The sequence below is a fragment of the Zoogloea oryzae genome (genome assembly GCF_030161255.1).
Taxonomy (GTDB): Bacteria; Pseudomonadota; Gammaproteobacteria; order Burkholderiales; family Rhodocyclaceae; genus Zoogloea; species Zoogloea oryzae.
Window position 1 is genome coordinate 65,470 of record NZ_BSPX01000002.1, and the last position, 11,545, is coordinate 77,014.

General features: G+C 64.7%; 12 protein-coding genes. 3 read left to right on the forward strand and 9 right to left on the reverse strand.

The annotated features are described in order from the left end of the window. Nucleotides 1-225 precede the first annotated feature (225 nt). The 7 genes from phaR to rluD form a co-directional block, all read right to left on the reverse strand. Nucleotides 226-834: a polyhydroxyalkanoate synthesis repressor PhaR gene (gene phaR, locus QQK25_RS01415; RefSeq protein ID WP_153161441.1), complete on the reverse strand. Its 609-nt coding sequence runs from the start codon at nt 832-834 to the stop codon at nt 226-228. A gap of 108 nt (nt 835-942) precedes the next feature. After that, nucleotides 943-1,683 (reverse strand): acetoacetyl-CoA reductase, encoded by a 741-nt coding sequence (gene phbB, locus QQK25_RS01420; protein WP_284186413.1) that lies wholly within the window; start codon nt 1,681-1,683, stop codon nt 943-945. A 38-nt stretch (nt 1,684-1,721) separates the two neighbouring features. Further along, complete coding sequence (gene phbB, locus QQK25_RS01425) at nt 1,722-2,462, reverse strand: acetoacetyl-CoA reductase (protein ID WP_153161439.1); 741 nt, start codon at nt 2,460-2,462, stop codon at nt 1,722-1,724. A gap of 132 nt (nt 2,463-2,594) precedes the next feature. After that, entirely contained in the window at nt 2,595-4,334 is a 1,740-nt protein-coding gene (locus QQK25_RS01430; protein ID WP_284186414.1) for a PHA/PHB synthase family protein, read from the reverse strand. 289 nt (nt 4,335-4,623) lie between these two features. Continuing rightward, nucleotides 4,624-5,421 (reverse strand): ZIP family metal transporter, encoded by a 798-nt coding sequence (locus QQK25_RS01440; RefSeq protein ID WP_153161437.1) that lies wholly within the window; start codon nt 5,419-5,421, stop codon nt 4,624-4,626. Nucleotides 5,422-5,478: 57 nt separating this feature from the next. Next, nucleotides 5,479-6,210: a peptidoglycan editing factor PgeF gene (gene pgeF, locus QQK25_RS01445; RefSeq protein WP_284186415.1), complete on the reverse strand. Its 732-nt coding sequence runs from the start codon at nt 6,208-6,210 to the stop codon at nt 5,479-5,481. After that, a complete protein-coding gene (gene rluD / locus QQK25_RS01450) occupies nt 6,207-7,217 on the reverse strand; it encodes a 23S rRNA pseudouridine(1911/1915/1917) synthase RluD (RefSeq protein ID WP_438696418.1) in 1,011 nt (336 codons plus the stop codon). The genes pgeF and rluD overlap by 4 nt, the downstream gene beginning before the upstream one ends. On the opposite strand from rluD, the gene QQK25_RS01455 reads away from it, so the two are divergent. Both QQK25_RS01455 and QQK25_RS01460 read left to right on the forward strand, forming a co-directional pair. Further along, complete coding sequence (locus QQK25_RS01455) at nt 7,204-8,004, forward strand: outer membrane protein assembly factor BamD (RefSeq protein ID WP_284186416.1); 801 nt, start codon at nt 7,204-7,206, stop codon at nt 8,002-8,004. The two genes, rluD and QQK25_RS01455, sit on opposite strands and share 14 nt — an antisense overlap. 18 nt (nt 8,005-8,022) lie before the next feature. Next, nucleotides 8,023-8,541, forward strand: coding sequence for a DUF2946 family protein (locus tag QQK25_RS01460; protein WP_284186417.1), 519 nt, complete (start codon nt 8,023-8,025; stop codon nt 8,539-8,541). Nucleotides 8,542-8,565: 24 nt separating this feature from the next. Here the strand turns inward: QQK25_RS01460 and QQK25_RS01465 are convergent, their stop codons facing one another. Further along, nucleotides 8,566-10,005 carry a mannose-1-phosphate guanylyltransferase/mannose-6-phosphate isomerase gene (locus tag QQK25_RS01465; RefSeq protein ID WP_284186418.1) on the reverse strand — a complete coding sequence of 480 codons (1,440 nt, stop codon included), beginning with the start codon at nt 10,003-10,005 and terminating at the stop codon, nt 8,566-8,568. A 157-nt stretch (nt 10,006-10,162) separates the two neighbouring features. Further along, nucleotides 10,163-10,771 carry a ribosome biogenesis GTP-binding protein YihA/YsxC gene (yihA, locus tag QQK25_RS01470; RefSeq protein ID WP_284186419.1) on the reverse strand — a complete coding sequence of 203 codons (609 nt, stop codon included), beginning with the start codon at nt 10,769-10,771 and terminating at the stop codon, nt 10,163-10,165. 109 nt (nt 10,772-10,880) lie between these two features. On the opposite strand from yihA, the gene QQK25_RS01475 reads away from it, so the two are divergent. Next, the gene (locus QQK25_RS01475; protein WP_153161430.1) at nt 10,881-11,516 is read left to right on the forward strand and encodes a c-type cytochrome; all 636 of its coding nucleotides are present in this window, start codon (nt 10,881-10,883) and stop codon (nt 11,514-11,516) included. Nucleotides 11,517-11,545: the final 29 nt, after the last annotated feature.

Below are 11,545 nucleotides of genomic sequence, written 5' to 3' on the forward strand. Positions count from 1 at the left end.
TCGGTACTCAGCACAGCCCAAGCCAACACGTGATCGTGCCAAGCCCCCCGCCGACCGAAGAGAAACGAACGACACCAGCAAAAGTATAGATGGCACCGCTCATGGGCAGCCAAGGGAAACAAAGCCGACTTTCGGGGCGGCGCCCTGCTTGCTGGATTGGGTCATGCGTCAGGAAAAACCGGTGGATAAAACACAAGGGCCGCGACGAGTGCGCGGCCCGGGACATCACTTCTTGGTGGCGTCGCTGGGATCACCGCCGGAACCCGGCGCCTCACCCTTCTCGGGATTGAAACCCGGCGCACCGAAGGTCGGAAACTGGAAGCCGGAGAACAGGTTGCGCGTCTGGCTGTCGAGTTGCTCCTGCATCTGGGCATACATCTTCTTGGATTGCTCCATGTAGGCGCCCATCATGCTTTGCATGGCCGGGCCCTGAAAGTTCAGGAACTGCGCCCACAGATCCTGGCTCACCGTGGCGTTTTCGCCGTACACGGAGCGAACCTGATCCTGCAGCTTGGCCTGCATGTCGGTGAAGGCCTTGATGTTGTTTTCCAGGTACTTGCCCATCATCCCCTGCATGGCGTTGCCATAGAAGCGGATCATCTGGGACAGCAAGTCGCTGGTGAACATCGGCGCCCCGCCGGCTTCCTCTTCGAGGATGATCTGCAGGAGGATGTTGCGGGTGAGGTCTTCGCCGGTCTTGGCGTCAACGACCTGGAAGATGCCATGATCAAGAACGAGTTCCTTCACGTCTGCGAGCGTGATGTAGGAACTGGTTTGCGTGTCGTAAAGGCGGCGGTTTGGGTACTTTTTTATCAGGCGAATCTGATCGGCCATCTGTGTTTTCTCCTCGGCGGCGATAGACTCGCCTCCGGAGATTATACTGCGGTGCGCAAAAAAAAGCCCCGCCATACGGCGGGGCCTTGTGACGCTTGTTGCAGCCGATTACTGGTAGTACAGGCCGCCGTTCACGTTCAGGGTGGCACCGGTGACGTAGCCAGCCAGCTCGGAAGCCAGGTAGACCACGGCAGCGCCGATTTCTTCCGGCTTGCCAAGACGCTTGACCGGCACGGTGTCGATGATGCCCTGACGGATTTCTTCCTTGATCGCCATGACCATGTCGGTGCCGATGTAGCCCGGAGCGATGGCGTTGACGGTCACGCCCTTGGTGGCCAGCTCAGCAGCCAGCGCCTTGGAGAAACCGATCACGCCGGCCTTGGCGGCGGAGTAGTTGGTCTGACCAGCCTGACCCTTGACGCCGTTCACCGAGGAGATGTTGATGATGCGGCCCCAGCCACGTTCCGCCATCTTCGGGGAAATGGTGTGGGTCACATTGAAGAGGCTGGTGAGGTTGGTCGCTATGACCGCATCCCACTGACCCTTTTCCATCTTCGGGAAGAACTTGTCGCGGGTGATACCGGCGTTGTTCACCAGGATGTCGATCGGGCCGACTTCGTTGGTGATCGCCTCAACGGCCGCCTTGCACTGCTCGTAGTCGGAGACGTCGAAACCGTACAGCGGGATATCGAGGCCTTCCGCCTTGCGAGCTTCAACCCAGGCGTCCTTGGCGGGGTCGCCAGGGAAGAAATTCCCGACCACGCGGACGCCCGCAGCGGCAAGGGATTTACAGATAGCGGTGCCAAGGCCACCGACGGCACCAGTTACAAGGGCGATGCGTTGAGACATTTTTACTTTCCTTCTTTTGTTGCGGTGCGAAAAGCTTATTAGAACATATGCTGCCCGCCGTTGATAGAGATGTTGGCACCGGTCACGAATGCCGCTTCATCAGAGGCGAGATAGGCAATCAGCCCCGCGATTTCTTCCGGCTTGCCGAGACGGCTCATCGGGATCTGGGGCAGGATCTTGGTTTCGAGGACTTCCTGCGGGATCGCCAGAACCATCTTGGTACCGATGTAACCCGGGGAGATGGTGTTGACGGTCACGCCGGACTTGGCGGTTTCGAGGGCCAGGGACTTGGTGAAACCATGCATGCCGGCCTTGGCCGCAGCGTAGTTGGTCTGACCGAAAGCGCCCTTGATGCCGTTGAGCGAGGAGACGTTGATGACGCGGCCCCACTTGCGCTCGACCATGCCGTCCATGACCTGCTTGGTCATGTTGAAGACGCTGTCGAGGTTGGTGTGGATGACGGCATCCCAGTCGGCCTTGGTCATGCGCTTGAAGGTCATGTCGCGGGTGATGCCGGCGTTATTGACCAGCACATCCACGGGGCCGATGTCGGCGGTGATCTGCTCGACGCAGGCCTTGCACGAGTCGAAATCAGCGACATCGCAGGGGTAGGCCTTGAAGCCGTAGCCCATGTTGTTCATCGTCTGCAGCCATTCGGCCGCCTTGGCGTTGCCCGGCGAGTGGGTGGTGACGACCTTGTATCCGAGCGCGGCCAGCTTGATGCAGATCGATTCGCCCAGACCGCCCATACCGCCAGTAACCAGTGCTACACGTGCCATGTCTCTCTCCCTCAAAATGTGAGTGCGGGGGTAAGCTGAAATCGGCAACGCCCCCCGTTATTCCTCTCGCTGCCGACCTTTTTTTGATTTTCTCCCCCGGGGATCAAGCCCCGAGGGGGTGCTGCGGTGCGATCAGACGGTTTCCTTGACGTAACGCCCGGGTGCCGCTTCGATCACCTTGTATTTCGCGTTGCCCGGCTTGTTGCGGGCAGCAATCATCTCGCCGCTGCGCTGCTTGAGCCATTCGGCCCAGTGCAGCCACCAGCTGCCCTTTTGTTCGACGGCGGTCTCGAGCCACTCTTCCGGCACCGAGGCGGTGGAATCGCTGGTCCAGTAGCTGCGGCGGTTCTTCGAGGCCGGGTTGATGGCGCCGGCGATGTGGCCGCTGGCGCCCAGCACGAAGGTGGTCTCGCCGCCGAGGATCTGGCGCACCAGGTAGGCGCTGGTCCAGGGCACGATATGGTCTTCGCGGGTGGCCAGCAGGTAGGCCGGGAGATCGACCTTGCCCATGTCCACCTTGACGCCCAGCATCTCGAGCTTGCCCGGCACGCGCAGGTTGTTCTCGAGGTACATGTTGCGCAGGTACCACGCGATGAACGGGCCGGAGAGGTTGGTGCTGTCGGAGTTCCAGTACAGCAGGTCGAAAGCCTCGGGCGTCTTGCCCTTGAGGTAGTTGCCGACCACATACTGCCAGATCAGATCGTTGGCACGCAGGCTGGAGAACACCTGGGCCAGCTCACGGCCGGAGAACACACCACCGCGGCCGATGGACGCTTCGCGGGCGGCCACCGATGCTTCGTCCACCAGGCAGCCGATCTCGCCGGCGTCGGCAAAGTCGAGCAGCGTGGTCATCAGCGTGAGGCTCTCGGCCGGGTCTTCGCCCTTGCCGCGCAGCACTGCCAGCGAGGACGACAGGATGGTGCCGCCGACGCAGAAGCCGAGCACGTTGGGCTTGTCCACCTTGGTGACGTCGCGCACCACCTGCAGGGCGGTGATCGGGCCCTTCTCGAGGTAGTCGTCCCAGCCGAAGTGGGCTTCGGATTCCTTGGTGTTCTTCCAGGACACCAGGAACACCGTGAAGCCCTGCTCCACGATGAAGCGCACCAGCGAGTTCGCCGGCTGCAGATCCATGATGTAGAACTTGTTGATGCACGGCGGCACGATCAGCAGCGGCGTCTTGTAGACCTGTTCGGTCAGCGGCGCGTACTGGATCAGCTGGATCAGCTCGTTCTCGTAGATCACCGAGCCCGGCGTGGTGGCCAGGTTGCGGCCGATCTCGAAGGCCGAGTCGTCGGTCATCGAGATGCGGCCCTTTTCCATGTCGCCGATCAGGTTCTTGATGCCCTGGGTGATGCTCTCGCCCTTGGTCTCGAGCGCCGACTGGATGAACTCGGGGTTGGTGGCCGCGAAGTTGGACGGGGCCATCGCGTCGATGTACTGACGGGTGAGGTACTGCATCCGGGCCTTGGTGCGGCCATCGGCCACCGGCAGCGCGTCGGCCACCTTGGCGACGTAATCGGCGTTGAGCAGATAAGCCTGGCGGATGTAATCGTAGACCGGGCTGGACGACCACTCGGGCGCGTTGAAGCGGCGGTCGCCGGCGGGCGGCTTGACCAGCGGCTCGGCGGGCTCACCCGGCTTGACCTGGGACATGTGGGCCCACAGGCGGGCGTGGGATTCGGCGAGTTCCTTCTGGAGCCGGGCGAGTTCCTCGGCCTCGGGCAGCGGCAGCTGCGGCGCCTGGGCGGGGGCAACCTGCTGGAACGCGGCGCCCTGCTTGGAGAGGAAATCGAAAAAATTCGCAGCCATCGACTGGCCGAACTTGAACATGCCTTGCAACGCTTCGGCAGACTGCTCGGGTGTAACGGACATCCAGCTCTCCTCGTTGTGTCGTCGGACGCGCGCCCGACCAATCGTAGGCCGGCGGAATCACCCCGCTTGCCGGGGTGCATTCGCACCAAGCCGCACTTCACCCCGGCCTCGTCGCGCCGAGTAGAATTCGGGTATGTATATCGTTGCTATCGCCTGGCTTTACGTCGCGCTGCTTGCTACCGCAGCGGAGACCACCATCGTGGGTGGGGTGCTGACTTTTTTCTTTTATGGCCTTGCGCCGCTCTCCCTGTTTCTCTGGCTGTTTGGTACGCCTGCCCGCCGCCGAAGATCAGCCGAGCGCGCTCTCCGCGAGGGGGTGAGCGAGGACGATCGAGGCAATGCCGGCGGCGATCAATAATACCTGCTGTGCGGTGGCGCGCAATTCCGTTCGTTTGTGCAGGCCTGGAATGAGATCGGCTACCGCGACGTAGATCATACTCGCGGCAGCCAGCGCGAGAAACACCGGCACCAGTGATTGCATGTGGGATAGCGCCACATAGGCCAGGATGCCCCCCACCAGTGTGGCCAGGCTCGACAACAGGTTGAACACCAGCGCGCGGGTCTTGCTGTAGCCGGAGTGCAGCAGGATCACGAAATCGCCGACTTCCTGCGGAATCTCGTGAGCAATGATCGCCAGCGCGGTGACGATCCCGAGGGGTGTGCTCTCGACGAATGCGGCGGCGATCAGCACACCGTCGACGAAGTTGTGAAAGGTGTCGCCGATCAGGATGAGCAGGCCGCTGCGGCCGTGGTCGTGTTCATGGCCGCCGTGGCCATGGTGGTCATGGGGCTCGTGCCCCTGGCAGCCTTCGTCATGGCAGTGGCGCCACAACACCAGTTTTTCGAGCACGAAGAACAGCATGATCCCGGCCAGCACGTTCATCGCGGCCTTTTCGGGGCTTTCGGCGGCCTCGATGGCGTGGGGCAGCACCTCAAGGAAGGCCGCACCAAGCAGCGCGCCGATGGCATAGCTGATCAGCACCGGAACCCAGGTAGGTCGGGCCGTGAAGGCGAGAACGGATGCCACCGCCACGCTCAGCAGCCCGCCGGCAAAACTCATTACGACAATCCAGGCGAGGGGCGTCATGGTCATTCGAATCAAAAAGGGCCGGGAAGTATACCGCCAGTCACGGCGGGCGACGGCTCACGCAAGCCAGACGAGCGAGCCCATGCGTCCGGTGACGCCATCCCGACGATAGGAGAAGAAGCGCCGCGACTCGGAAACCGTGCAGCAATCACCACCATAAACCGCGGTGACGCCCAGCGACGCCAGCCGCTGACGAGCCAGCAGATAGATGTCGGCGAGCCACTTTCCAGGCTGGCCGGCCGGCTTGAAGGCCGCGTCGGCGATGGCGTCGGCGGCCACAAAAGCCGCCCGCACCTCGTCGCCCACCTCGAAGGCCGTCGGCCCGATGGCCGGACCAAGCCAGGCGATCACATCCGCCGGCGCCACCTGCATCGCCGCAACGGTAGCCTCGATCACCCCGCCATGGAGCCCGCGCCAGCCGGCATGGGCCGCGCCCACCACGGTGCCGGCACGGTCGCACAGCAGCACCGGCAGGCAGTCGGCGGTCATCACCACACACACCGCGCCGGGCGTGCGGCTCACCGACGCGTCGGCATCCGGCACGCCAGCCACCGAGGCGGCATCCACCACCGCGGTGCCGTGCACCTGATTGAGCCACGCCGGTTCGGACGGCACGATGCGCCGAACCTGCGCCCGGTTGGCGGCCACGCTCGCCGGAGCGTCGCCCACGTGGGTGCCGAGGTTGAGGCTGTCGTAAGGCGCCACGCTCACGCCGCCAGCGCGGGTGGTGGAGAGGGCCCGCACCCGGGCGGGCGCAGGCCAGTCGGGCACGATCCAGGCGTCGCTCACGGCTTGGCGCTCCCGCGCAGGGTTTCAAGCAGCCCGTCAAAATCCGCCGGCAACGGTGTTTGCCAGCGGCAGGCTTCGCCGGTTTTGGGGTGGATCAGGCCGAGCTGCCAGGCGTGCAACGCCTGACGCGGAAAGGCGTCGAGCCGCGGATCGGCGCTCTTGGCCTTGCCGTAGGTGGCGTCGCCCACCAGCGGGTGGCCGATGTGGGCCATGTGTACGCGGATCTGATGGGTGCGACCGGTGGCGAGCTCGCATTCGACCAGGGTGGCGCGGGCGAAGCGTTCGATCACGCGGTAACGGGTGAGCGCCTCACGGCCACCGGGCACGACGGCCATCTTGGTGCGCTGCACCGGATGGCGGCCGATGGGTGCATTGACCTCGCCGGAAGGCTGCGGCTCGCCGTGCACCAGCGCCAGATAGTGGCGCTTGACGGTGCGAGCCTGGAGCTGGCGCACCAGATCGGTCTGAGCTTCGAGGGTCTTGGCCACCACCAGCAGGCCGCTGGTGTCCTTGTCGAGGCGATGGACGATGCCCGCCCGGGGCAAATCACGAAAACCCGCGCCGTGATGCAGCAGCGCGTTGAGCAACGTGCCGGACCAGTTGCCGCTGCCGGGATGGACGACCAGCCCCACCGGCTTGTCGATGACGATCACGGTGTCGTCCTCGAAGATCACCTGCAGCGGGATGTCCTCGGCCTGCTCGGCGAGCATCGCCTCGGAGGGCTCGGGGCTTACCGCTACGGTTTCTCCGCCCCAGACCTTGGTCTTGGAATCGGGCGAGGCGCCGTTGATGGTGATCCGGCCGGATTTGAGCCAGGACTGCAGGCGGCTGCGGGAATGCTCGGGAAAAAGCCGGGCGAGGGCCTGGTCGACGCGCATTCCGGCGCAATCGTCGGGGATCGATTCGCGCAGAGGAACAGGGCTCGCGGACGAGGGGGAATGGGAAGGATCGACTGGGCTATAATCGAGCCAGTCTTCTTCCAATGAGTTTTCGATGGCGCATTTCACCCTGCGTAGTTTAACGCTTGTCGGCGTGCTGCTGCTCGCCGGCTGCGGCCTCCCCGATCAGGTCGACGAAACCGTCGGCTGGAACGCCCAAAAGCTCTACTCTGAAGCCAAGGATTCCATGAACGATGGCGCCTGGGAGCGCGCCATCAAGATGTTCGAGAAGCTCGAGGCACGCTACCCCTACGGTCGCTACGCCCAGCAGTCCCAGCTTGAGGTGGCTTACGCGTACTACAAGTCGGGCGAGCAGGTGTCCGCCGTCGCCGCCTGCGACCGCTTCATCAAGCTGCACCCCAATCACGCCAACGTTGATTACGCCTACTACCTGAAGGGTCTCGCCTACTTCAACGAAGACCTGGGCATGCTGGGCACCCTCGCCAACCAGGATCTGTCCGAGCGCGACCCGAAGGCGACCCGCGAAGCATTCGCCACCTTCAAGGAACTCAGCCAGCGCTTCCCGGACAGCAAATACACGCCGGACGCCCAGCTGCGCATGCGCTATCTGGTCAATGCGCTGGCCAACCATGAAGTGCACGTGGCGCGCTATTACTACAAGCGCGGCGCCTACGTGGCGGCGGCCAACCGGGCCCAGGCGACGATCAAGGATTTCCCCCAGTCGCCGGCCGTTGAAGAGGCGCTGTTCCTGCTGGTGCAGAGCTACGACGCCCTCAACATGCCCGAGCTGCGCAAGGACGCCGAGCGCGTGATGCGCCAGAACTTCCCGAACAGCCGCTACTTCGCCGGCAAGGGCACGGAAGCCGAGCCCCAGGCCTGGTGGAAGCTCTGGTAAGCGTGGCGGAGCGGCGCCATGGATGAAGCCGTCCGGCTGGCCCTCGCCAAGTGGCCCGACGTGCCGTCGTGCACCGGCTGGCTGCGGCTGTCACGCCGTGGCGAGTGGTGCGTGCCCGAAGGCCCGATCCGCCATCCGGGCCTGCGCGGCTTCATCAATCGTAACTTCGAAGCCACGGCCGACGGCCGCTGGTTCTTCCAGAACGGGCCGCAACAGGTTTTCGTGGATCTGGATTACACCCCGACGATCCTGCACCTCGCGGCGCCAGACAGTCTCGAAACCCACACTGGCCAGCCGGTGACCGCGGTTTCAGGGGCATGGTTCGACGAGGAAGGCAGCCTGCTGCTCGCCTCCGAGCACGGCATCGGCCTGCTGGACGACCGGGATCTGGCCGCCTTCTGCGCCCATCTGGATGGCGATCTCGAATCCGCCGACGCGCCAATCAGCCTTGCCTGGGCCGGCCAGACGCTGCCCGTCGGGCGCATCCGGCAGGCCGAAGTGGCAAGCCGCTTCGGCTTCGTGGCCGAGCCGACCTGACCGGCCAGCCCCGCCCTTTCTGCCTCAACCCCGCCCGTAGGTATCCTCAAACCGGACGATGTCGTCCTCACCCAGGTAGCTGCCCGACTGCACCTCGATGATCTCGAGGGGCAGCTTGCCCGGGTTGGCCAGCCGGTGCACGTGGCCCAGCGGGATGTAGGTCGATTCGTTCTCGCCCAGCAGGAAGGTCTTCTCGCCGTTGGTGACTTCGGCGGTGCCCTTCACCACAATCCAGTGCTCGGCCCGGTGGTGGTGCATCTGCAGCGAGAGGCGCGCGCCGGGATTGACGACGATGCGCTTGACCTGGAAACGCCCGCCGGCGTCGATGGAGTCGTACCAGCCCCACGGACGGTGGATCTTGCGGTGGGCCGAGGCCTGGCTGCGCTTTTCGAGCTTGAGTGCGGCGACGATCTGCTTGACGTTCTGGGTCTTGTCCTTGCGGGCGACGAGCACCGCATCGGGCGTCTCGACGACCACCGTGTCGTCCAGGCCCACGCAGGCGACCATGCGGTCCTGGGCATAGACGAGGGTGTTGCGGCTGTCTTCAAACAACACGTCGCCACGGGCGACGTTGCCGCTGCCGTCCTTATCGGCGATGTCCCACAGCGCATCCCACGCCCCCACGTCGGACCAGCCGGCGCTCATCGGCACGACGCAGCCGGGAATCCCCAGCTCGACGGCACCGGCAAGCTTTTCCATCACCGCATAGTCAATCGAATCCGACGGGCAGGCCACGAAGGCCTCCTTATCCACCCGCACGAAATCCGCGTCCCGCGCTCCGCCCTGCCAGGCGGCGTCGCAGGCCTTGGCCATGGCGGGCTGCAGCGCCGCGAGGGCCTTGAGCCAGGTGCTGGCGCGCACCATGAAGAGGCCGCTGTTCCAGAGGTATTCGCCGCTATCGAGATAGCGCTGGGCGGTGGCGGCGTCGGGCTTTTCGACGAAGGCGGCGATGGCCTTGCTGCCGTCCGGGCGCTCGGCGCCGAAGCGGATGTAGCCGTAGCCGGTCTCGGCGCGATCCGGGACGATGCCGAAGGTTACGATGGCGCCCTCCAGCGCGGCCGGGATGCCGGCGTCGATGGCGGCCTGGAAGCCTGCGAGGTCACGGATCACGTGGTCGGCCGGCATCACCAGCAGCACCGGGTCGGATTCCTGCACCGCGAGCGCGGCCAGGGCCAGGGCCGGCGCGGTATTGCGGCCGACAGGTTCGAGCACGATGTTGCGGCTGCTGCGGCCCACCGAGCGCAGCTGCTCGGCGGTGACGAAGCGGTACTCCTCGTTGCACACGACGATCGGCGCCTGGGCGACCGGCAGACGCCCCGTGAAGCCGGCGAGCCGCCCGGCCGTGGCCTGCAGCATCGTCTCGTCGCCCACCAGGGCCAGGAGCTGCTTCGGGTACTGTTCGCGGGACAGCGGCCACAGGCGGGTGCCGGAGCCACCGGAGAGAATGACGGGTTGGAGTTCCATGGCAGATCGGAAAGTGGAAACGGAAAATTCCTCACCGGCATGCGCCGCCGACTGGAGCAGCGGAGGCAGCGCGCGGGGGATTGCGATTGATAGCACAGAATCCCTTCCGGAATCCGGTGTCATTTCACGCACCGCCGCGCTTCGGCGGCCAGAAATGTCAAAGCGTGTCAGGATCAGGCGCCAGCCACGCGCCGACGACTCGCTCGACCTCCTCCATGCCGGTCTTCTTGAGGCTGGAGAAGAGCTGCACCGTCACCTGCTCGCCGTAGGCGGCAAGCTCCTTGCGCACCGCCGCCAGGGTGGCCGCCCCCTCGCTGCGGGTGAGCTTGTCGCTCTTGGTGAGCAGGCAGTGGATCGGCCGCCCGCTGGGGGCAAACCAGCCGATCATCACGCGGTCGCGGTCTTTGAGCGGATGGCGCGAATCCATGATCAGCACCAGCCCCACGAGGTTGGGACGCTTGGTGAGGTAGTCCTCGAGCAGGTGCTGCCACTGGCGACGCACGGCCTCGGGCACCTCGGCATAGCCATAGCCCGGCAGATCCACCAGCACCGCGCCGTTCTGCAGGCGGAAGAAGTTGATCAGCTGGGTGCGGCCCGGCGTCTTGGAGACGAAGGCGAGCCGGGTGTGGTTGGCCAGAGTGTTGATCGCGCTGGATTTACCGGCGTTGGAGCGGCCGGCAAAGGCGACTTCCGGCCCGTTCGGCGGCGGCAGGCCGCTCGGCTTGGCGATGGAGATTTCGAACTGGGCGTTTCTGAAGAGGGACATGGGGCGGAACTGACGGGCACGACGCAGTGTCGTTGCATCGCGCAAATGGCTGGAATTGCTATAGAATAGCAGGTTTGAGACATCCACATTCTTGGCTTCCGAGGACATCATGATCAAGCGTTCCCTGCTGCTTTCGCTGCTTCTGGCCACCGGCGCGGTTCAGGCCCAAGACAAGGCTGCTACCCAGCCTGACCTGGCCAAGGCCAAACAGACTGCAGAACAGGTTTGCGGTGCCTGCCACGGCACCGACGGCAACAGCCAGATCCCCGCAAACCCGAAACTCGCAGGCCAGCATGCGGAATACCTCTACAAGCAGCTGACCAACTTCAAGAGCGAAGGCGGCAAGCCGGCCGAACGTGCCAACGCCGTGATGGGTGGCATGGTTGCAGCCCTCTCCGCCGACGACATGAAGGGCCTCGCCGCCTACTTCGCCGGCCAGAAGCTCAATCCCGAAGCCGCCAAAAACAAGGCCTCCATCGAACTCGGCCAGCGCCTGTGGCGCGCCGGCGACCTGAAGCGCGGCATCCCGGCCTGTGCGGCCTGTCACGGCCCGGCCGGTGCCGGCCTGCCCGCCCAGTACCCGCGTCTGGCTGGCCAGTTCGCCGACTACACCGAAGCCCAGCTGAAGGCCTTCCGCGCTGGCGAACGTGCCAACGATCCGGCCAAGATGATGCGCACCATCGCCCTCAAGATGACCGATCCGGAAATCAAGGCCGTCGCCGACTACGCCGCCGGCTTGCGCTGAGTCAAGGCGCTTTCCGGCGCCTGGCAGCT